The sequence below is a fragment of the Gordonia sihwensis genome (genome assembly GCF_029632925.1).
GTDB classification, from domain to species: Bacteria; Actinomycetota; Actinomycetes; order Mycobacteriales; family Mycobacteriaceae; genus Gordonia; species Gordonia sihwensis.
On record NZ_CP121248.1, the window covers coordinates 678,021 to 699,786 of the forward strand.

Below are 21,766 nucleotides of genomic sequence, written 5' to 3' on the forward strand. Positions count from 1 at the left end.
GGCTGCGGCCCGGTCAGTCCACGATGACGCTGGGCAGTGCGCCGGTGAACCAGAGAAGCGAGAGCGCCAGCAGGAACCACGTCGCACCCTGCCAGATCTGCCACCGGCCGCCCGATTTCCAGTTCAGGTAGGTCCGGACCATCGCCGCCAGGGTCCCGAGGATCACGACGCTCGGGGCGGCGAGGATGAAGAACTCGTTGAGTCCGCCGCTGGTCGACATCGCCGCGATCAGCACCACGACTCCGAGTGCGAGGGTGACGCAGACATGCGTCGCCGCGTCGCGGATCTCGCGCGGGGCGGTGGTGGTCGACATCGTCAGGACACCTCGATTGCGTCGGGTTGGGGACGTTTGACCTCTATTGTACGGATCGACACACCCGGACCTAGTACCGATGCGGCGGCCGGGCTCTTGGTGAACAATGGGAGCCGAGGCTTAGTACGGAAGCCGACACAAGGGCTCCGGGCCGGTGTGAAGGAGAGCAGTCGCAAATGAGCTTGATTCTGGTCGGCGTAGACGGATCGCCCGAATCGACCAATGCGGTTCGGTGGGCAGCTGCCGCGGCTGCCCTCGAGGACCTCGATCTGAAGATCGTCGCCGCATACAGCTCCACCACCAGTGACTACGCCCCCGGCCTCGTGATCCCGCAGGACGTGATCGACGCGATCCGCAGCGAAGCAACCGGGTTCGTGCAGGAGGCCGCCGCCACCGCTCGCGAGGTGGCTCCGGACGTGAAGCTGAACGGCTCGATCGTCGAGGGAGACGCCGCTCGCGTGCTCCTCGAACTCGGCGAACACGCGCAGATCACCGTGCTCGGCACGCGCGGTCTGAGCAGTGTGAAGGGTCTGTTCCTCGGTTCGGTGAGCACCAGCGTCGCCGCGCACTCGAAGGGCCGCGTCGTGATCGTGCCCGGCGGGGCCCTCGGCGGTGACGGACCGGTCGTGGTGGGCGTCGACGACTCCAAGATCAGCGACCCGGCGGTGGCCGAGGCGTACCGCCAGGCCGATCTGCGGAAGAAGAAGCTGGTCGCCGTGCACACCTGGACTCCGCTCGATGCCGACGCCCTGCACGGTTTCGGTCTCGACGAGCAGGAGATCGACGAGATGTCGCAGCAGGCGGTCGAGGCCGTCGCCGAGCGCATGGCCGGATACGGCCAGGACTACCCGGATGTGGAGGTGGAGCGCGTGGTGGTTCCGGAGGAGCCGGCGAAGGCGATCCTCGACGCCGCGGGCGACAAGGCCTCGCTGATCGTCATGGGCAGCCGTGGCCGCGGCGGCTTCACCGGCCTGCTGCTGGGATCGCGCAGTCAGAAGGTGCTCCATCACGCGCAGGTGCCGGTGATGATCGTCCGCCGCTGACGGCAGCGTCGGTAGCGAGACAGGGTTTCGACAGGAGCCGGGCGCGGAAGCGCCCGGCTCCTGCACGTTCGCGGCGGCCGCTGACCGCCGCCGACCGGATGCGCGGGCCGGTCGCGCGCACCCGATAATCTGAGTCCACAATGAAGAACCTGCCTCGCGGACTGTGGATCCTGCTGATCGCGAACGCCGTGATCGCGCTCGGCTTCGGTCTCATCGCCCCGGCGCTGCCGATCTTCGCCAAGACCTTCGACGTGTCGTCGGCGGCGGCCGGGTTCGTGGTCTCGGCGTTCGCGCTGATGCGGCTGCTGTTCGCGCCCGCAGGCGGCCGTCTGGTGACGATCCTCGGGGAACGCAAGATCTACCTGACCGGATTGCTGATCGTCGCGCTGAGCACCGCGGCCTGCGCGTTCGCGCAGAGTTACTGGCAACTGCTGGTGTTCCGGGCGGCGGGCGGCATCGGTTCGACGATGTTCACCGTCTCGGCGATGGCATTGCTGATCCGGCTCTCGCCCCAGGAGGTTCGGGGACGGGCCTCCGGATACTTCTCGGCGGGCTTTCTCGTCGGCAACCTCACCGGACCGCTGATCGGTGCGGCGCTGGTGGACTTCGGTCTCCGTCTGCCGTTCGTGGTGTACGCGATCGCGTTGCTGGTCGCGACCGCTGTGGTGGCGACGTTCATGCCCCCTCCGCCCGAGCCGCAGCGCGCCGACGCGGCCGACGCGGTCCTGCCCGCTGCGCCGGCGTTCTTCGCGTCGCTGCGACAGCGCGAATACCGCGCGATCCTGACTTCGAACTTCGCGCAGGGCTGGGCGTCGATGGGGGTCCGCGTGGCACTGGTGCCGATCTTCGTCCAAGACGGGCTCGGTTACGGGACGGCCTGGGCGGGCATCATTCTGGCGTGCTACGCCGCGGGCAACATGATTGCGATCCTGCTGTCGGGCCGGTTGTCGGATCGATACGGGCGACGAGCGGTGATGATCCCCGGACTGATCGTGGCCGCTGCGGGGACGCTGCTGCTGGGCTATTCGCCCGACATCTGGATCGCGCTGGCTCTGACCGCCGTCGCCGGCGTAGGCTCGGGCCTGTTCGCACCCACGCACCAGGCCGCGCTCGGCGACATGCTGGCGGGCAAGCGGCGTGGCGGATCCGCGCTCGCGGCCTACGGCATGGCCTCCGACCTCGGCGCGGTGTCGGGCCCGATCCTCACCGGTCTCGTCGCCGACGTCTTCGGTTTCGGCCCGGCCTTCATCGTGACGGGCTGTGTGGTGCTGCTGGCCCTGGCGATGTGGCTGGTCACACCGCGTCAGCTCACGACCAGCTCGGCAACCAGATCTGCTGACCCCATTCGACGTTAGAGATCGGCGCGCCGGTCAGAACCGGCCAGAGCCACACGAAGTTCGCGACCACCAGCGCGATGTACAGCGAGACCACCAGGACGCTGATCAGCCGTCTCTCCGATGTGGCGCCGCGGGGTGCGGCGCGCAGGAGGTCGCCGCAGACCAGTGCCAACCCCATCACCAGGAACGGGGCCATCGCCGTGGCGTAGAAGAAGTACATCTGCCGGTCGATGTCGGCGAACCAGGGCAGGATGCCCGCGCCGTATGCGGCCAGGACCGCCGCGTAGCGCCAGTCGCGGCGGGACACGATGCGCCAGAGCGCCCACACGATCATCGGCAGCGACAGCCACCACATCGCCGGCGTACCGATCAGCATCTGCGCACGCACGCAGTCCGAACCACCGCATTGATCAGGCCCGTAGGAGATGGCGTAGAGCATCGGACGCAGACCCATGGGCCAGGTCCAGGGTTTCGACTCCCACGGATGGTGATTGCCCGCCGCGTTGGTCAGCCCGGCGTGGAACTCGAGGATGCCCGACTCGTAGTACCAGAACGACCGGACGGCCGCAGGCACCCACGAGAACGGGCCGCCGGCGCCGATCTTCTCTCCGACCACGTAACGGTAGACCGAGGTCTCGGACGAGAACCACGGTGCGAAACTCGCCACGTACATGAGGAAGGGGAGCACGCCCAGTGACGCCGCCGACGGGATCAGGTCGCGTCGCAGCACACCGACCCACGGACGCCGGACGCGGTAGGCGCGGCGTGCCGAGACGTCGAAGGCCAGTGAGAGCAGCGTGAACACGATGACGAAATAGGCGCCCGACCATTTGACGCCGCAGGCCAGCCCCAGCATCACCCCGGCGGTGAACCGGTACCAGCGGAAGCCGAAGCGCGGACCGAAGGGGGAGTCGTCCATCCGGCCCTGCAGCCACACCCGGTGCATGCGCTGGCGCATCTGATCGCGGTCGGCGATCAAGGCGGCGAAAGCGAGCACGATGAACAGGATCTGGAAGATGTCGAGCATCCCCATGCGGGACTGCACGAACAGCACGCCCTCGCAGATCGCGAAGACGCCGGCGATCGCGCCGATCAGCGTCGACCGCGCCATCCGCCGGACCGTCAGATACACCGCGAGCACGATGATCACACCCGAGACCGCCGACATGAAACGCCAGCCCATCGGGTTGTAGCCGAACATCCATTCGCCGCCCGCGAGGATCCACTTGCCCACGGGCGGGTGGACCACCAGGCCGTACGCGGGATTGTCCTCGATGAAGTTGCCGCCGGTCAGGACCTGCCATCCCTGCGGGACGTAGTGCTTCTCGTCGAAGACCGGTGTGCCCTTGTCGGTCGGGTGCTGCAGATCCCAGAACCTGGTGGCCACCGCGATGAGGACCAGGATCGCGCCGACGACGGTGCCGCGGAGCCGGTCGGTGGGCCCGAACACCGGCTCCGGGACGCGCGGACCGGGTGCCGTGCCGAGGTCTTCGGTGAGCGCGCGGTCTTCCGCGGTCGCGCGGTCGAGGATGGCGGCGGGGGTCACCTGTGCGATGGTAGCCGGATCAGTAGTCTGAGTCGGTGACCAGTAGTGACGGACAGTCGAGCGCAGCGGGGGCCGGACGGCTGGTGCTGGCCGGGACTCCGATGGGACAGCCCGGCGACGCGTCGCCCCGGCTCCGCGAGGCGCTCGGTTCGGCCGACATCGTGGCCGCCGAGGACACTCGCCGGACGCGTGCGCTGGCGGCGGCGCTCGACGTCGAGATCAACGGCCGGGTGATCAGCTACTACGACCAGGTGGAAGCGTCCAGAGCGCCGGCTCTGGTGGAGGCGATCGTCGGGGGAGCGACGGTGCTGCTGGTGACCGATGCGGGGATGCCGTCGGTGAGCGATCCCGGCTACCGGCTGGTGGTCGCGTGTGCCGACGCGGGGCTGCCGATCACGTGTCTGCCGGGTCCGTCCGCGGTGACGACCGCGCTGGCGCTGTCGGCGATGCCGTCCGAACGGTTCTGCTTCGACGGCTTCGCTCCCCGCAAACAGGGCGCGCGCCGGGACTGGCTGGCCGAACTGCGCACGCAGCCGCGCACGGTCGTGTTCTTCGAATCTCCGCACCGGCTGGCGCAGACTCTCGCCGACGCCGCCGACGTGCTGGGTCCGGACCGCCGCGCCGCGGTCTGCCGGGAACTCACCAAGACCTATGAGGAGGTGCGGCGTGGCCGGCTCGACGAGCTCGCCGAGTGGGCGGCCGATGGCGTCAAAGGCGAGATCACCGTCGTGATCGCCGGAGCGTCCGAGACGGACGAGACGGTGGGACTCGACGAGGTGGTGGAGCGGGCCCGCCGGCTCGCAGACTCGGGGCTGCGGCTGAAGGACGCGTCCGCCCGGGCCGCCGCCGGTACCGCCTACTCGCGGCGGGACGTGTACCAGGCCGTGCTGGAGAGCCGAGGGGAGTGAGCGTGGCACGGCTGCGCGGTCTCGACGACGTGGTTCGCGAGCTGAATCCCGCCTACTTCTCCCTGGTGATGGCTACCGGGATCGTGTCGATCGCGACCGAGATCGAAGGCTGGCGGCTGCTGTCGGTGATCCTGATGTGGATCACCGGTCTCGCCTTCGGCGTGCTGCTGCTGCTCAATGCGGCCCGGCTCGCCCGGCATCGCGACGCGGTGGTCTTCGACCTCCGGGTGCCGAACCGCACTTTCGGCTTCTTCACCGTCGTCGCGGCGACGAGTGTGCTCGGGACCCGGCTGATGCTCGACGGCCATCTCGTCGCGGCCCTGGTGCTGCTGGGCTTCGCCGCCTCGATGTGGCTGGTCCTGGGTTATGCGCTGCCGCCGATGGCGTTCACCGCACGCATCGGCCAGTCGCAGCTCGAGCGGGCCGACGGCACCTGGTTCCTCTGGGTGGTGGCGACGCAGTCGGTGGCCGTTTTCGCCGCCGCCGTTCAGCCCCACGTCACCAGCGGTCAGGCCGAGCTCGCGCTGCTGGCCGCGCTGTGCTGGGCGGTCGGGGTGTTCCTCTACATGGCCGTGGCTCTGTTCGTGGCCGCGCGAATATTCATGCACCATCCGAAACCGGACCAGTTGAGCGGCGCGTACTGGATCGCGATGGGGGCGACGGCGATCACCGTGGTCGCGGGCGCGAACATCGAGAGCATGGCGGACGTGCCGGTGCTGGACGTGATGCGCGGAACCGTCGAATCGGTGTCGGTCTTCTTCTGGGCGTTCGGTACCTGGCTGGTACCGCCGTTGCTGTTCGCCGGGTACTGGCGGCATATCCGCCACCGGATACCACTCCGCTACGACGCCTCGTTCTGGGCCATCGTGTTCCCGCTCGGCATGTACGGAGTCGGCAGTCACCAGATCGGCTCGGTGAACGGTACCCCGCTGATCGATCACATCGGGCACGTCGAGATCTGGATCGCCACGGCGGCCTGGTTCGTGACCTTCGCGGGGTTCGCGGCTTCGCTGGCCGGTCGGTCGCCCCGGCTGCTGCCGCTGCGGTCTATCGAGAACGCGGGCCCGGATGCGAGGTGAAGCCGACGATCGAGGCCGCCTTGTCGAGGCATTCCTGCCACTCCGCGGCCGGTGACGAGTCGATGGTGATCCCGCCGCCGACGCCGAGCGTGAGGCCGCCGTCGGGGCCGACGGCCACCGTGCGGATCGCCACGTTGAGATCGAGCAGGCCGCCCGGGCCCGCGACGCCCACCGCGCCGCAGTAGATCCCGCGCGCGTGATCCTCCCAATCCGCGAGCAACTCGGCCGCGCGGATCTTCGGGGTTCCGGTGACCGATGCGGGTGGGAAGGCGGCATCGAGCAGGGAGCGGTTGCCGACCTCCGCACGCAGGGTCGCGGCCACCGTCGACACCAGATGCCACACGCCCGGGGCGCCGACCACCGTCAGCAGATCGGGCACGGTCACCGATCCGGTGCGCGCGACGCGCCCGAGATCGTTGCGGACGAGGTCGACGATCATCACGTTCTCGGCCACGTCCTTGGTGGACGCGGCGAGTACCGCTGGGTCGGCGGCGGCCGGAGCCGTGCCTTTGATGGGCGACGACGTCACCCGGTCGCCCCGCCGGTCCAGAAACGACTCGGGGCTGAAGCTCGCGACGGATCCCCAACCCCCGGACAACCAGGCCGCCTTCGCCGGCGCCGTGGCGGCGGCGATGTCGGCGAAGAAATCGATGGGCCGGCCCTCGAGCTGCCCGTGGAACTGCGTGCAGACGCATGCCTGGTAGACCTCGCCGTCGGCGATGGCGTCGAGGCACTTCTGGACGGCGAACAGATGTCGGTCCCGGTCGGGGGAGACCCATTCGGCCGACCACCGCCTCGACTCGGGTGGAGCCGCCGCCTCCAGCGCCGCCCGGGCCCAGTCCGGCAGCGGGGCACCGGTGGCGGTGTTCCACGACCATTCGCCGTGCGACAACGTCAGCACTCCGTCGGTGACGCCCCCGACCACCGAGGGCAGCGGGGACTCCTCAGCCCGGACGGGGAATCCGAGTGCGCCGAACCAGTACCCGTCGGGCCGGTCGGGTGGCGCGAGCCCGGGGACCAGTTCGATCGACGGTGCGATCACCGCGTCGGCATCGGCCCAGTCACCGATCAGCCCGGCCGGGCCGGGCAGTCCGCGATCGGCGGCGGCCGCGTGGAATGAGCGGAGGACGTCGAGCGCGGAGGGTCCCCGCGCCGGCGCCGGATCACGAGTCATGCGTCCGCGGCGGGACTTTCCTGGCGCGGAAACACCGGGGCGGGCTTCGGCAGGGCGGTACCCGGCGTCAGCCGGTCGGTGACGGCGGTGAACCGGCGATCGGCGTCATCTGAGCCGACGGCGAGCAGATCGAGCAGGGTGGAGGCCGACTGCGGCATCACCGGCTGCACCAGCAGTGTCACGATGCGCACCACTTCGGCGCATACGTAGAGCACGGTGGCCGTGCGGTCGAGGTCGGTCTTGGCGAGCTTCCACGGCTCCTGCGCGGAGACGTACCGGTTGGCGTCGGCCAGCACCGACCACAGTGCTTCGAGCCCGAGGTGAATGGCCTGCTTGTCGAACTGTTCACGGACGCGCGGCAGCAGAGCGTCGGCGGCGTCGAGCAGGGCGCGGTCCTCGGCCGTGAACTGACCCGGCTCGGGCACCTGCGACCCGAAGTACTTGCCGATCATGCTGAGGGTGCGCTGGGCGAGGTTGCCGTACTCGTTGGCGAGATCGGAGTTGTTGCGCGAGACGATCGCCTCCGCCGAGTAGGAGCCGTCCTGCCCGTACGACACTTCGCGGAGGAAGAAGTAGCGCACCGTGTCGAGCCCGAACTTCTCGACCAGTTCGTGCGGGTCGACGACGTTGCCCACCGACTTGCTCATCTTCTGGCCGCGGTTGAACAGGAAGCCGTGCGCGAAGACCCGTTTCGGGACGTCGATACCGGCGCTCATCAGGAAGGCCGGCCAGTAGACGCAGTGGAATCGGATGATGTCCTTGCCGATGATGTGCAGGTCGGCGGGCCAGTAACGTTCCAGCGTCTGCTGGTCGTCCGGGAAACCGACTCCGGTGAGGTAGTTGGTGAGGGCGTCCACCCACACGTACATCACGTGCTCGGGCGCGCCCGGGACCTTCACGCCCCAGTCGAAGGTGGTGCGCGAGATGGAGAGGTCGTTGAGGCCGCCCGCGACGAAGCTGCGGACCTCGTTGCGCCGCACGTCCGGTCCGATGAACTCGGGATGCTCGTCGTACAACGCGAGGAGACGGTCCTGATAGTTGGAGAGGCGGAAGAAGTAGGTCTGCTCCTCGGTCCAGGTGAGGACGTGACCGTTCTCGGTCGCAACGCGGTTGCCGTCCTCGTCGAGGGTCGTCTCGTCCTCGGTGAAGAAGGCCTCGTCGCGGACGTCGTACCAGCCGGCGTAGGAGTCGAGGTAGATGTCGCCCGCCGCCTCCATCCGCTTCCAGATCTCTTCCGACGCCCGGTGGTGGTCGGAGTCGGTGGTGCGGATGAACCGGCTCAGATCGGTGCCGAGCGCGGCGTGCAGCGCCTCGAAGCGATCGGAGTTGGTCTTCGCCAGTTCCGCGGTGGAGACGCCCTCCTTCTCCGCGGTCTGCTGCATCTTCTGACCGTGCTCGTCGGTGCCGGACTGGAACCGGACGTCGAAGCCGTCCAGCGCCTTGAATCGCGCGAGGACGTCCGCGGAGATGAACTCATAGGCGTGCCCGATGTGCGGGGCGCCGTTCGGGTACGCGATGGCGGTGGTGATGTAGAAGGGCGACGACGCGCCAAAGGACTCGCTCGGCATAGTAGCCCGATTGTACGTGCTCGCGATTCGTCTACCGCGCTGAGCGCTGGTACGGCTCGCATCCGGGCGGGGCCTCGGGTGCGGTGCGCGGCCCGAGCCGTGGAATGCCGAGGGTGACCGGATCGTCGCCGAGGACGAATCGCTCACCGTGATGGGCGAGTTCGACCGTCGGACCCGACAGCAGTCGGTAGGTCGCGGTGTCGGAGTCGACGGCGACGACGATGCGCGATTCGCGGATCATCATGCGGAACGACATGTAGCTGAGCTTCGAAGGAAGGCGCGGGGCGAAGGTGACCTGACCGTCGAAGTCGCGCATCCCGCCGAATCCGGCGACGCAGTCGGTCCAGGCGCCGGCCAGTGCCGCGATGTGCAGTCCCGACGAGACGTTGTTGTGCAGGTCGTGCAGATCGGTGAATACCGATTCGCTCATCAGGTCGTAGGCGAGGTCGAGGTATCCGACCTCGGCCGCGGTGACCGCCTCGCAGCAGGCCGAGAGCGACGAGTCGCGCACGGTGATCGGGTAGTAGTAGTCGAAGTTCGCCAGTTTCTGCTCAGGGGTGAAGCGGTCGCCGAACAGGTACATGGCGAAGACGAGGTCGGCCTGCTTCACCACCTGCTTGCGGTACAGGTCGAAGTACGGGTAGTTGAGCAGCAGCGGGTACCTGCCCTTCGACCGCTCGAAGTCCCACCGGTCGAGTTTGGTGAACGACTCGCACTGCTGGTGAACGCCGAGTGCGTCGTCGTAGGGCACGGTCATATCGTCGGCGCACTGCGTCCAGAAGGCGGTCTCGTCGTGCGTCACGCCGAGCTGTCGTGCCACGACGGGCTGGCGCGAGCACGCAGCGACCGCGTCGCGCAGTGCCTGCTGTGCGGCGAGATTGGTGAAGACGTTGTTGTTGACGATCGCCGTGTACTCGTCGGGGCCGGTGATTCCGTCGATGCGGAACTTGCCCGCCGAATCGTGGTGGCCGAATCCGGCGAAGAACCTGGCGATCTCCACCAGCAGCTCGACGCCGCACTCGACCTCGAACGCCTCGTCGCCGGTGGCGCGGATGTATCGGGCGGTGGCGTTCGCGATGTCGGCGGACACGTGGACTCCCGCGGTGCCGGCCGGCCAGTAGCCGGAGCACTCGTCACCGTTGATCGACCGCCACGGGAACATGGCGCCGTGCTGTGCGAGTTCGGCGGCCCGCGACCGGGCCTTGTCCATCGTGGCGTGCCGCCAGCGGAGTTCCTCGCCCGCGGCGGCGGGAACCGTGTAGGTCAGCATCGGCAGCACGAAGCTCTCGGTGTCCCAGAACGTGTGGCCGTCGTAGCCGGGGCCGGTGAGCCCCTTGGCCGGGATGGCGCGCGATTGCCCGCGTGCACCGGCCTGCAGCACATGGAACAGGGAGAAGCGCACGGCCTGCTGGAGTTCGGGATCGCCGTCGAGTTCGATGTCGGCGTCGAGCCAGAACTCGTCGAGGTAGTCGGACTGCTCCTGTTTAAGGGCCTCCCAACCGGTCTCCTTGGCCATTGCCAGCGCGGCGTCCACCTGGGCGCGCAGCGCGGGCACCGACCGTCGGGCCGACCAGCCGTAGCCCATGTACTTGGTGAGCACCAGCTTGGTGCCCTGGGGCACGGCGGCCGCGACGGTGAGGCGTGCGAGGTCGCCGTCTGCGCGGATCGAGGTGTCCGCGGATGCGGGCAGTTCCAGTTCGTGGTCCATGCCCGCCGCCACGGCGAGTCCCGAGCGTGCGGTGTGGTGGACGAGAACCGCGGAGAAGTCTTCGCAGTCCGCGAGATCGGCGACCAGTGGGCGCTCCAGCGCCGCCGCCAACCGCGGATCCTCCTTGGCGGAGGCCGCCCCGCCCATCGGCTCGTTGGCGAGCAGATCGGACTGGAGGACCAGTTTCATGTCTTCACCGATCGGCTCCACCTCGTAGCGGATCGCGGCGATGGTGCGCTTGGTGAACGAGACCAGTCGTTCGGATCGGATGCGGACGGTGCGCCCGGTCGGCGAGGTCCACAGGGTGCTGCGCCGCAGGGTGCCGGTGCGGAAATCGAGTACACGTTCGTGCTCGACGGTGCGCCCGTACCTCAGGTCCATCGGCTCGTCCTCGACGAGCAGGCGGATGATCTTGGCGTCCGTCACATTGACGACGGTCTGTCCGGACTCGGGGTAGCCGTAGCCGCTCTCGGCGTAGGGCAGGTCGCGCAACTCGTAGAACCCGCTCAAGTAGGTGCCCGGCTTGTCGACGGGTTCGCCTTCCTCGAAGCTGCCGCGCAGTCCGATGTGACCGTTCGACAGCGCGAACAGGGTCTCGGTGCGGCCGATCATGTCGATGTCCAGTCCCCGCCAGCGCAACTGCCACGGGCTGACGTCGAATCCCTCCACCGGGTGCACGCCGTGCTGCGGGATGTTGACCGGGTCCGTGTGGCTCGACGTGTCGCCGTGCGTGGTGTGGGCCAGCTCGCTGGTGGTCGGTTCGATCACGGACGGTCCTTCTCGGGCTCGTAGCTGCTCGGTTCGGCGGCGCGGTGGGCGGTCAGTTCTCGGCGAGAAGATCGTCGAGGTCGGTGACGACGATAGAGGCACCGGCGGCTTTCATCGCATCCGACTGGCCGCTGCCCACGCGATCGATGCCCACGACGTAGCCGAAGTCACCGGCAGCGCCCGCGGCGACCCCGGACACCGCGTCCTCGAAGACCGCCGCGGCGGAGGGAGCGACACCCATCAGTTCCGCACCCCGCAGGTACGAGTCGGGCGCGGGCTTGCCCGCGAGTCGCTCGGCGACGATGGTGTTGCCGTCGACGCGCTGTTCCACGAACTGCGTCAGTCCCGCGGCTTCGAGGACCTGCTCGCCGTTGCGGGAACTGGTCACCACCGCGATGTGAAGCCCTGCCTCGCGGGCGGCGTGCAGGTAGCGGACGGAACCGGGGTAGGCGGTGACGCCGTCGCGGGCGAGCGCGGCGAGAAAGGCGTCGTTCTTTCCGTCCGCGATCGATGCGGCGGTGTCGTCGTCGACGGTGATGCTCCGCGACGCGAGGAAGGTGCGCACGCCGTCCATTCGGGGCCTCCCGTCGACGTAGTCGAAGTAGTCCTGGTCGGTGAACGGGCGGAGGCTGTCGGTCCGGCCTCCGATGTCGCCGCCGGCTCGTCGGGTCAGGAAGGTGTTGAACGCGTCCGTCCACGCGACGCGGTGCACCGATGCGGTGTCGGTGAGCACTCCGTCGAGGTCGAAGAGCGCAACCGTGATGTCATCAGGGAGTCCCAGCACGGTCACGACGCTACCCGCCGATCGGGGTCTCTACCCGTCAGACGTGTCGTGTCCCCGGCGGCTGCATCCGCACGGGCCGGCGGGTGCGGATTCGGCGGATGCAGATTCTTCGCTTGTCCGGCGTGGTGGATGGGGTTGAGTCGCCAGGGGTGATTGGTGGTGGCCGGTCGCCAGGCTATGCGTCCGGTGTGGGGTCCGTCGGTGAGGGTGGTGGTTTCCCATTGGCCGCGTTTGGTGCCGACGGCGCGGTTGTGGCGTCCGCAGGCGGCGCCGAGGGCGTCGATGTCGGTGCGTCCGGCGGGGGTGATCCAGTCCGGTGCGTGATGGGCCTGGGTTTGGGCGAAGGGTCGGTCGCGGCCGGGTGCGGTGCAGCCGCGGTCGCGGGCGAACAACGCCAACCGCTGCGCTTTGCTCGCGAACCGTGCCGCGCGGCCTTGGTAGAGGACTTCGCTGGTGTGATTGCGGAAGACGGCCAGGTGCGGGACGGCGTCGGCGGCGAGCCGGACGAGTTCGCCGATCGGGATGCGGGTGCCGGTGGCGGTCAGGGCGATTCCGGCGTGGGCGGCGAGTTCCTGGTCGGTGACGGTGATGACGAGTTCGGCTGGTATCCGGTTCGGTGCTCCGAGTCCGCCGTGGGCGAGAACGTAGTCGCACAGGGCCAGCAGTGCGTCGTGTGTGCGCTGAGCGGCGCTGCGCAGATCCCGGCCCCGCGCCGCCGCCAGAGCCTCGGCGTCGATGCCGTCGGCGTCGATGGTTCCGGTAGGTGAGTCGGGGTCGGCGGGGTTGTTCATGCCGGGTGCGGCCCAGGCGGTCAAGATCACCTCGAACTTCGCCCGCAACTCCGGAGTCATCGCGCCGCGGACTTTGCTCATGAGTTGTCGGTCTTGCGGGAGGATGGTGATTCCGCGTTGGCGTTGCCGGTCGACGTGATCGCTCTCCTGACCGTCGGGGTCCAGGTGAGCGAGCAGGCGGTCACCGACCTTGCCCAGATCATCGGGGTTCAACCCGGCCGCAGCGTGAGCGAGTTCGGCCTCCGCGCGGGCTTTGACCTCCGGCGAGATGCAGCCGGGCACTTTCGCCAAAACGGCCGAGATCACCAGAGCGTGTTCGGCGCCGACGGTCCCGGCCGCGACCGCGGCGGCGGTGGCGGGCTTGCGTGGAGGCAGGGTTTCACCTTGGAAGTTGGAGAACTCGCCGATGGTCTCGGTCATCCGGAGCCGTCGACCCGCCTCGCGGGTTCCGAGCCGCAAGCCCTGTGAGAGGTATTGGTGCGGATTCAGATAGCCGGCGGTGCGGTGCGCGTTGCGGTCGGAGACCTCCACCAGCAGCGCCGCGGAGATGCCGTCCCAGCGTCGCCGGATCCGTTCGGCGGTCTGTGTGTGGGCCAGCAGTTCCGGTTCGGTCTCCGGTGACAGGGAGGTTTCGGCGAGTTTGACCGCCGCGGCATCGATCAATGCCAACAACTCTGAAGGCCGGTCCGGCAGTGCACCGGTGGCAACGACAGTGGCGACCGAATCGGTGATCGGATCGGTCATCGCTGCCACCTCCCCCGAGTGTTTCAGCTGGTCAAACCATGTTTTCTTGGATATCTGAACACTACCAATCGGGTATGACAAAACTGATTTCATAGCCGGACGCACGTGCGCCGGCTCAACTCTGCTACGCCGTGGGGCATCGGTGACAGGCTCAATGGTTTCGGTGGAAAACCCTCGAACGGCGGCCTGGGCAGAGCATCGACTGCGAAGTGCCCCAGTTTCCGGGCGGACCCGGATTTCCGTGATGGACACGATCTCGGGCAAGGTGGGTCTGTGACCGACTCGACGGGTGAACTCACCGCCAAGGAGATCAAGAAGCGTAAGCGACGCCTGCCGCCACCGGACCCGGAACCGCTGCCCGGGCTGGTCGACGCACACACGCACCTGGCGGCCTGTGGCGGGCGGACGGAGGCCGACGTCCGAGCCATCCTCGACCACGCCGAGTCGGTCGGCGTGGAGCAGGTGGTCACCGTCGCCGACGACATGGTCGACGCCCGCTGGGCTGTCGCCGCCGCGCATTGGGACCGACGAGCGTTCGCGGCCGTCGGACTGCATCCCACTCATGCCGCCGATCTGGATGACGAGGCCCGAGCCGAGCTGGAACGGATGGTCGACGACCCCCGCGTGGTGGCCGTCGGTGAGACCGGTCTGGACTACTACTGGACGACCCGTTCGGACGACTGCGCGGACCCGACCACCCAACGCGACGCCTTCGCCTGGCACATCGATCTGGCCAAACGATCCGGCAAAGCGCTGATGATCCACAATCGCGACGCCGATCGCGACCTGCTGGACGTCCTCGCGGCCGAGGGGGCGCCGGAGACGGTGGTGATGCACTGCTTCTCCGGCGACCGTGCGATCGCCCGCGAATGTGTCGACCTCGGGTATGTGTTGAGCTTCTCCGGCACTGTGACGTTCAACAACTCCGGCGAGTTGCGTGAGGCCGCACTTCTGACTCCCGACGAGCAGTTGCTGGTGGAGACCGACGCACCGTTCCTGACCCCGCATCCCTACCGTGGCCAGCCCAATCAGTCCTATTGCGTGCCCTACACCGCTCGCGCGCTGGCCGCACTGCGCGGCGTCGACGATCACGAGTTGGCCCACACGCTTGGAGCAAATGCGCGCCGGATATACAAGTTTCCGTTGCGGTAACCCACCCCGATTCGTTACCGTACCGTGATCCGTGCTGCCGACGCGGATAGCTATACCCAACCCGGCAGGGAACTGTATGTCTGTCTTGAAGAGAATCAACACGTCCACCTCCATGCGCGCCCGAGTAGCCCTCGGAGCCGTGCTGACCACCGTCACGGCCGGAGCCGTCACCGGAGCAGTCATGCACAAGGAGGTGACGCTGGCGGTCGACGGACAGACCATGCATGTGAGCACGATGGCCTTCTCGGTCGGGAGCGTGCTGCGCGACAACGGCATCGACCCTGCCGACGGAGACAAGGTGAACGTGCCGCTCTCGAGTGCGCCGCGTGACAACCAGACCATCACGGTCGACCGACTCAAGAAAGTGCAGCTGGTGGTCGACGGCAGGCCGTTGAGCATCACCACCAACGCGTCCACCGTCGGTCAGGTTCTCGCTGAGCGCGGCATGGCGACCAGCGCGGTGACCGTACCGCTGAACGACGTGCTTCCGGTGGACGGTGCCGATCTCGACGTCACCCTGCCCAAGCGGGTCAAGCTCGACGACGGCGGCCAGAAGTCGACGCCGAGCATTGCGGCCAAGACGGTCGGCGACCTCCTCGCCCGTGCGGGCAAGCCGCTCTCGCCCACCGACAAGGTGGTGCCCGCGGCGCAGACTCCGGTCAGCAAGGACATGGACATCCGCGTCACCCGGATCAAGACCGAGGAGAAGACCCTCACCGAGGACGTCAAGCCGCCGGAGAACACCAAGGACGACGACACGCTGACCCGGGGAACCAAGAAGGTCGAGGATCCGGGTACTCCCGGCAAGGCCGATGTGAAGTACTCGATCACCACCGTCAACGGCAAGGTCGTCAAGAAGACCAAGATCAGCGAGAAGGTTCTCGTGGAGCCCAAGGCCGCCACGGTCCGCGTCGGAACCAAGCCGGGTGCGCCGGCGGTTCCGTACGGCGTCTGGGATCGTCTCGCTCAGTGCGAATCGACCGGCAACTGGGCCATCAACTCCGGCAACGGGTTCTACGGCGGCATCCAGTTCGACCAGAACACCTGGGATCGCTGGGGCGGCCAGGAGTACGCGCCGCGTCCGGATCTCGCCACTCGCGAGGAGCAGATCGCCATCGCGGAGAAGACGCAGGCCGCTCAGGGCTGGGGCGCGTGGCCGTCCTGCTCGTCGCAGATCGGCCTCCGCTGATCCTCGCCCGCGGTGCAGCCGTCCGCTGCGGCACCTCCCGACGATCATCAGTCACAATGTTCAGGTGAACATCGTCCCTGATTCGCCTCGTCTGCTCGGTCCCGCCGAGATCCGCGCACTCGCCGCAGAGCTCGATGTGCGCCCGACCAAGACGCTGGGGCAGAACTTCGTCCACGACGCCAACACCGTTCGCAGGATCGTGTCGGTGTCCGGCGTCGGTGCCGACGACGTGGTTCTGGAAGTGGGACCGGGACTCGGATCGCTGACCCTCGCGCTGCTCGCCGAGGCCGGCCGCGTGGTGGCGGTGGAGATCGACCGCACGCTCGCCGCGCGACTGCCGCGGACGATCGCCGAGTTCGCGCCCGCACAGGCGGCGAACTTCGACGTCGTCACCGCGGACGCCCTCACCGTCACCCCCGCCGACCTCCCGTACGCGCCGACCGCGCTGGTCGCGAACCTGCCGTACAACGTCGCGGTTCCGGTGCTGTTGCACCTCATGGCGCAGTTCCCGACCATCCGCACCGCGCTCGTGATGGTGCAGGCCGAAGTGGCCGACCGTCTCGCCGCCGCTCCGGGCGGCCGGATCTACGGGGTGCCGAGCGTGAAGGCCCGCTTCTTCGGGGACGTGGCCCGAGCCGGTTCCGTCGGCAAACACGTGTTCTGGCCCGAACCCAAGATCGAGTCCGGCCTGGTCCGCATCGACCGCCGCGACGTCTACGGGACCGACCCGGAGCTGCGGGCGCAGACATTCGCCGCGATCGACGCCGCATTCGCTCAGCGCCGCAAAACCCTGCGGTCGGCGCTCTCGTCGTGGGCGGGCAGCGCCCCGCGGGCCGAAGAACTCCTCCGAGCGGCGGGAATCGACCCCGGGCTCCGCGGGGAACGGTGCGACGTCGACGACTTCGTCCGGCTCGCGCGCGCCGGCCACGCAGCCGGGATCGAGACCGGAGCCGCCCGATGATGGGTGGCGCGACCGCCCGGGTCCCGGCGAAGATCAATCTGCACCTGGGCGTCGGGCCGCTCCGCGACGACGGATACCACGAACTGTCGACGCTGTACTGTGCGCTGTCGCTCTACGACGAGGTCACCGTGCGCGGCGACGACGCGCTGTCGGTGACCGTCCGCGGCGAGAACCGCCGACAGGTGCCGTCGGATGCGACGAACCTCGCCGCGCGGGCCGTGGTCGCGTTGGCGCGCCATGCCGGGATGGACCCGCACGTGGCGATCACCATCGACAAGACGATTCCGGTGGCCGGGGGCATGGCCGGCGGCTCCGCCGACGCCGCCGGGGCGCTCGTCGCTGCGGCCCGGCTCTGGCGGCTCGACATCGCCCGCGACGAACTCCTCGCCATCGCCGCGGAACTGGGCTCGGACGTCCCGTTCTCCGTGGTCGGCGGCGCAGCGCTCGGCACCGGCCGGGGAGAGCAACTGCTGCCGGTGCTGCACCGCGGCGCGTTGCACTGGGTGCTCGCGGTGTCGGGCAGCGGGCTGTCCACTCCGGACGTGTACCGGGAGATCGACCGGCTCCGGGCCCGCGACGGCGATGACCAGCCCGCCGCCGCGGGCGTCGCCCGTCCGGACGAGCTGATGCAGGCGCTCGCATCGGGCGATGTGCGCGCCGTGGCCCCTTTGCTCCACAATGATCTGCAGCCGGCCGCGCTGTCGCTGCAGCCGATGCTGCGGCGCACCCTGCGGGCGGGCCGCGAGGCCGGAGCGCTCGCCGGGATCGTCTCCGGGTCCGGGCCCACCTGCGCGTTCCTGTGCGCCGACGAAGACGCCGCCGTCCGGGTGGCCGCCGAACTGTCCGGGTCCGGTGTGGCCAAGGCCGTGCGGACCGCGTCCGGGCCGGTGGCGGGCGCCCGCCTCATCGCGGTCAACTGACCGCGCCGACCACTGACCTCGCCGACGACTGACCTCGCTGGACGACTGACTGAACGGAAAGCACGAATGCCCCCGCGTACCAATACGTCGCTGATCAACGCCGAACGCATCAGCAAGAGCTTCGGCATCAAGCCGCTTCTGGACGAGGTCAGTGTCGGCGTGCACGAGAGTGAGCGCATCGGCGTCGTCGGGCTCAACGGCGGCGGTAAGACGACCCTGCTCGAGATCCTGGCGGGCATCACCGAACCCGATTCCGGGCGCCTCTCGCGAGCGGGTGGCATCCACATCGCGACGGTCACTCAGGGCGGCGACCTCGATCCCGGCATCACCGTCGCCGACGCGGTGGTCGGCGCCGACGCCCCCGAACACGAGTGGGCCGGCGACGCCCGGATCCGCGGCATCCTCGCAGGTATCGGGGTCGACGCGATCCTCGACCGCAAGGTGGGCGAGCTCTCCGGAGGGCAACGTCGTCGGACGGCCCTCGCGGCCGCGCTGGTGACCGACTCCGACCTGCTGATCCTCGACGAACCGACCAACCATCTCGACATCGAGGGCGTTCACTGGCTCGCCGAACATCTGGTGAACCGGCGCAGCGCGCTCATCGTCGTCACTCACGACCGCTGGTTCCTGGACACCGTCGCCACCCGCACGTGGGAGGTCCACTCCGGGCGCGTAGACGAATACGAGGGCGGCTACAACGACTGGATCTTCGCGCGAGCCGAACGCGCCAGGCAGGCCGATGCCGCCGAGGAGCGCCGGCGCAACCTCGCGCGCAAGGAACTGGCGTGGCTGCGGCGCGGTGCTCCAGCGCGCACGTCCAAGCCGCGTTACCGGGTGGAGGCGGCCGAGAAGCTGATCGCGAACGTGCCCCCGCCGCGCGACACCGTCGAACTCTCCGCATTCGCCAAGCGCCGCCTCGGCCGCGTGGTCATCGAACTCGAGAACGCGCGGCTCACCGCACCGTCGTCGGACGGCGCCGAGGGTCGAGTGCTGCTCGAGGACACCACCTGGCGGCTGGCGCCGGGGGAGCGGGTCGGCCTCGTCGGGGTCAACGGTTCCGGCAAGACCACGCTCCTGCGGGCGCTCGCCGGCGAGGTGCCGGTGTCGCCGGGCCGCCGCATCGAGGGCAAGACCGTCTCGATCGGCTGGCTGCGTCAGGAACTCGACGACCTCGATCCCACCCTGCGCGTGCTCGACGCTGTCGAGGAGGTGGCCGGTCATGTGACGCTCGGCGACAAGGAGTTGTCGGCGAGTCAGCTCGCGGAACGGCTCGGGTTCTCCCCGGCGCGACAGCGCACGCCGGTCGGAGACCTGTCCGGCGGCGAACGTCGCCGCCTGCAGTTCACGCGTGTGCTGATGGCCGAACCCAATGTGCTGCTGCTCGACGAGCCGACCAACGATCTCGATATCGACACGCTCCAGCAGGTGGAGGATCTGCTCGACTCCTGGGCCGGAACGCTGGTCGTGATCAGCCACGACCGGTATCTGATCGAACGGGTCTGCGACAGCACCTGGGCGCTGTTCGGCGACGGCGCGCTGACGAACCTGCCGCGCGGAATCGACCAGTACCTGGAACGACGGGCGGCCGAGACCGATGCGGCTCCGGCCCGCCGATCCGCTCCGGCCGCCGAGCCGAAGCCCGCGTCCGGTGACGGCGGACTCTCGGCCGCCGAACACCAGGCGGCGCGCAAGGCACTCGGCCGCGCGGAGCGTCAGATGGAGAAGCTCAGTGCGCAGGAGGAGAAGCTCCACGCCGAGATGGTCGACGCCGCCGTCGATCCCGACCGGCTCGCCGATCTGGACGCCAGACTCCGGGAAGTGGTGGCGGCCAAGGAGATCGCCGAGACCGAGTGGATGGAGGCGGCCGAACTGCTCGATTCGTGACCGCGGCGCGCGTGCGCGTCCGCCGGCCCGACACGTGACGCGACCGCATCGCGTGACGGTGTCGGCCGGGGAGCCTGCGAGGGTCACAGCCAGTTGTTACGTTGTTCCAACCAAGTGTCGCCGACCTGGCGATCAGGCATGACTCCTGAGAGGTTCACGTATGACGACTCCGCCTAACGATCCGTTCAACCAGCCCGAGGGCGAGCAGCCCGATCACGGTCAGTCCCAGCCCGGTCAACCGCAGCCCGGCCAGTCCCAGCCCGGTCAGCCCGACTACGGTCAGTCCCAGGCCGGTCAATCCCAGCCCGGCCAGACGCCGTACGGTCAGCCCCAGTACGGGCAGACGTACGGCCAGCAGCCCGGAGGCTACGGCCAGCCGTCCGATTACACGCAGCAGTTCGGCGCCTACAACCAGCCGACCTACCCGGTCGATCCCGGCGCCGCTCACCAGCCGCCGCCGGAGGAGTCCGGCTCCTTCCTGTCGGCGCTCTTCGACTTCCAGTTCAGCAAGATGGTCGCCACCCGGGTGATCCCGGTGCTGTACATGATCGTCACGATCGTGTTCACCATCATCGCCGCGATCGCACTGATCGGCGGCGTGATCTCCGGCTTCGCCGAGATGGGCGACAACGTCGGCGCGGGCCTGTTGACGGTGATCGTGGCACTGATCATCGTGCCGCTGGTGTACCTCATCTATCTGATCCTCGCGCGCGTGATCTTCGAGCTGTACATCGCGATCTTCAAGATCAGCCAGAACACCGCTCGTATCGCCGAGAACACCGGCCGCGTCGCGGAGAACACCTCCCGCAGCTGATCGGATACTCGGGCGGGTCGAGCGGTCGCTCGACCCGCCCGTTCTCTTCTGCGGTACGGACGCTGCGCTACCGTGACTGAATGTCCTACATCCGCACCCAGGTGCGCGGCGGCGTCGGCGAGATCGTCCTCGACCGCCCCCGCGCGCTCAATGCCCTGGATCTGTCGATGATCACCGAGATGCACTCCGTGCTGGAGGAATGGGGCGACGACGACGCGATCGAGACCGTGCTGGTCACCTCCTCGAGTGATCGCGCCTTCTGCGCCGGCGGCGACATCCGCGTGGTGCGCGACCACGTGCTCGCCGGTGAGAGCGACGAGGTGGTCCGGTACTTCGCCGCCGAGTACCGGCTGAACCAGCTCGTCGCGGAGTACCCGAAGCCGTACGTCGCCCTCGTCGACGGTGCGGCCATGGGTGGTGGACTGGGCATCAGCGTGCACGGCGAGGTCCGGGTGGTCACCGAGAAGGCGTTGATCGCGATGCCGGAGACCGCGATCGGGTTCTTCCCCGATGTGGGGTCCACGTATTTCCTTCCGCGTCTGCCGCAGGGCGTCGGGATGTGGCTCGGGCTGACAGGCGCACGCCTGCGCGGCGCCGATGCCGTCGCCATCGGACTCGCGACTCATTTCGTGCCGTCGGAGCGGATCGACGATGTGGCGAACGCCGTCCGCCGCGGAGACCCGCTGCGGGACGCACTCGCCGACCATCGTGGGCCGGTCACCAGCGATCTCCCGCTGCGCAAGATCGCCGAGTACTTCGACGACGACAACGTCGTCGGCATCGTGGGCGGCCTGCGCGGTGCGGTCGGTGACGCGTGGGCCGAGGAGATGCTCGATCTGCTGGCGTCGGCGTCACCGACCAGCCTGTGGGTGACGGCCGGGCTGATCACCGCGGGGGCGACCTCATCGCTCGCCGAGTGTCTCGACCGTGAACTGGCCGCAGCCGGCCGCATCACCCGGCATCCCGACTTCGTCGAGGGCGTCCGCGCGGTCCTCGTCGACAAGGACCGGAATCCGGCGTTCTCGCCCGCGACCGTCGAAGAGGTGGATGCCGCGACCGTCGCCGCGATCATCGCCTAGCGCG

18 protein-coding genes are annotated in these 21,766 nt (G+C 68.7%); 11 read left to right on the forward strand and 7 right to left on the reverse strand.

Annotated elements, in window-relative coordinates:
* Window positions 1-13 precede the first annotated feature (13 nt).
* Complete coding sequence (locus tag P5P27_RS03420) at window positions 14-313, reverse strand: hypothetical protein (protein WP_278126379.1); 300 nt, start codon at window positions 311-313, stop codon at window positions 14-16.
* A gap of 176 nt (window positions 314-489) precedes the next feature.
* Between P5P27_RS03420 and P5P27_RS03425 the strand changes: the two genes are divergently transcribed.
* Window positions 490-1,356: a universal stress protein gene (locus P5P27_RS03425; protein WP_006894768.1), complete on the forward strand. Its 867-nt coding sequence runs from the start codon at window positions 490-492 to the stop codon at window positions 1,354-1,356.
* 140 nt (window positions 1,357-1,496) lie between these two features.
* Window positions 1,497-2,711: an MFS transporter gene (locus tag P5P27_RS03430; RefSeq protein ID WP_006894770.1), complete on the forward strand. Its 1,215-nt coding sequence runs from the start codon at window positions 1,497-1,499 to the stop codon at window positions 2,709-2,711.
* Here P5P27_RS03430 and P5P27_RS03435 read toward each other — a convergent pair.
* Window positions 2,665-4,239, reverse strand: a complete 1,575-nt coding sequence (locus P5P27_RS03435) for a dolichyl-phosphate-mannose--protein mannosyltransferase (protein WP_278126383.1) — start codon at window positions 4,237-4,239, stop codon at window positions 2,665-2,667. The genes P5P27_RS03430 and P5P27_RS03435 overlap by 47 nt on opposite strands.
* 101 nt (window positions 4,240-4,340) lie before the next feature.
* Here P5P27_RS03435 and rsmI point away from each other — a divergent pair, with 101 nt between their 5' ends.
* Window positions 4,341-5,147: a 16S rRNA (cytidine(1402)-2'-O)-methyltransferase gene (rsmI, locus tag P5P27_RS03440; RefSeq protein WP_101841731.1), complete on the forward strand. Its 807-nt coding sequence runs from the start codon at window positions 4,341-4,343 to the stop codon at window positions 5,145-5,147.
* 2 nt (window positions 5,148-5,149) lie between these two features.
* Window positions 5,150-6,226, forward strand: a complete 1,077-nt coding sequence (locus P5P27_RS03445) for a tellurite resistance/C4-dicarboxylate transporter family protein (RefSeq protein WP_278126384.1) — start codon at window positions 5,150-5,152, stop codon at window positions 6,224-6,226.
* Here the strand turns inward: P5P27_RS03445 and P5P27_RS03450 are convergent.
* The 5 genes from P5P27_RS03450 to P5P27_RS03470 form a co-directional block, all read right to left on the reverse strand.
* Window positions 6,195-7,400, reverse strand: a complete 1,206-nt coding sequence (locus P5P27_RS03450) for an aminodeoxychorismate synthase component I (RefSeq protein WP_278126386.1) — start codon at window positions 7,398-7,400, stop codon at window positions 6,195-6,197. The two genes, P5P27_RS03445 and P5P27_RS03450, sit on opposite strands and share 32 nt — an antisense overlap.
* A complete protein-coding gene (gene metG / locus P5P27_RS03455) occupies window positions 7,397-8,968 on the reverse strand; it encodes a methionine--tRNA ligase (RefSeq protein ID WP_278126388.1) in 1,572 nt (523 codons plus the stop codon). Before metG ends, P5P27_RS03450 begins: the two co-directional genes overlap by 4 nt.
* Window positions 8,969-8,999: 31 nt before the next feature.
* Window positions 9,000-11,369 (reverse strand): glycoside hydrolase family 65 protein, encoded by a 2,370-nt coding sequence (locus P5P27_RS03460; RefSeq protein WP_045537778.1) that lies wholly within the window; start codon window positions 11,367-11,369, stop codon window positions 9,000-9,002.
* A 127-nt stretch (window positions 11,370-11,496) separates the two neighbouring features.
* Window positions 11,497-12,228 carry an HAD family hydrolase gene (locus P5P27_RS03465; RefSeq protein WP_045537780.1) on the reverse strand — a complete coding sequence of 244 codons (732 nt, stop codon included), beginning with the start codon at window positions 12,226-12,228 and terminating at the stop codon, window positions 11,497-11,499.
* Window positions 12,229-12,230: 2 nt separating this feature from the next.
* The gene (locus tag P5P27_RS03470; protein ID WP_278126390.1) at window positions 12,231-13,763 is read right to left on the reverse strand and encodes a DUF222 domain-containing protein; all 1,533 of its coding nucleotides are present in this window, start codon (window positions 13,761-13,763) and stop codon (window positions 12,231-12,233) included.
* 273 nt (window positions 13,764-14,036) lie between these two features.
* On the opposite strand from P5P27_RS03470, the gene P5P27_RS03475 reads away from it, so the two are divergent.
* From P5P27_RS03475 to P5P27_RS03505, 7 genes are all read left to right on the forward strand, one after another.
* Window positions 14,037-14,915: a TatD family hydrolase gene (locus P5P27_RS03475; RefSeq protein ID WP_278126391.1), complete on the forward strand. Its 879-nt coding sequence runs from the start codon at window positions 14,037-14,039 to the stop codon at window positions 14,913-14,915.
* Between the two features lie 76 nt (window positions 14,916-14,991).
* Window positions 14,992-16,104: a resuscitation-promoting factor gene (locus P5P27_RS03480; RefSeq protein ID WP_278126392.1), complete on the forward strand. Its 1,113-nt coding sequence runs from the start codon at window positions 14,992-14,994 to the stop codon at window positions 16,102-16,104.
* Between the two features lie 64 nt (window positions 16,105-16,168).
* Window positions 16,169-17,065, forward strand: a complete 897-nt coding sequence (rsmA, locus tag P5P27_RS03485) for a 16S rRNA (adenine(1518)-N(6)/adenine(1519)-N(6))-dimethyltransferase RsmA (RefSeq protein WP_006897677.1) — start codon at window positions 16,169-16,171, stop codon at window positions 17,063-17,065.
* A complete protein-coding gene (locus tag P5P27_RS03490) occupies window positions 17,065-17,985 on the forward strand; it encodes a 4-(cytidine 5'-diphospho)-2-C-methyl-D-erythritol kinase (protein WP_006897678.1) in 921 nt (306 codons plus the stop codon). The genes rsmA and P5P27_RS03490 overlap by 1 nt, the downstream gene beginning before the upstream one ends.
* A 66-nt stretch (window positions 17,986-18,051) precedes the next feature.
* Complete coding sequence (locus P5P27_RS03495) at window positions 18,052-19,869, forward strand: ABC-F family ATP-binding cassette domain-containing protein (RefSeq protein ID WP_222111721.1); 1,818 nt, start codon at window positions 18,052-18,054, stop codon at window positions 19,867-19,869.
* Between the two features lie 160 nt (window positions 19,870-20,029).
* A complete protein-coding gene (locus tag P5P27_RS03500; RefSeq protein ID WP_278126395.1) occupies window positions 20,030-20,683 on the forward strand; it encodes a DUF4282 domain-containing protein in 654 nt (217 codons plus the stop codon).
* Window positions 20,684-20,763: 80 nt separating this feature from the next.
* Window positions 20,764-21,762 (forward strand): enoyl-CoA hydratase/isomerase family protein, encoded by a 999-nt coding sequence (locus P5P27_RS03505; RefSeq protein ID WP_006897681.1) that lies wholly within the window; start codon window positions 20,764-20,766, stop codon window positions 21,760-21,762.
* The last annotated feature ends 4 nt before the right edge of the window (window positions 21,763-21,766 follow it).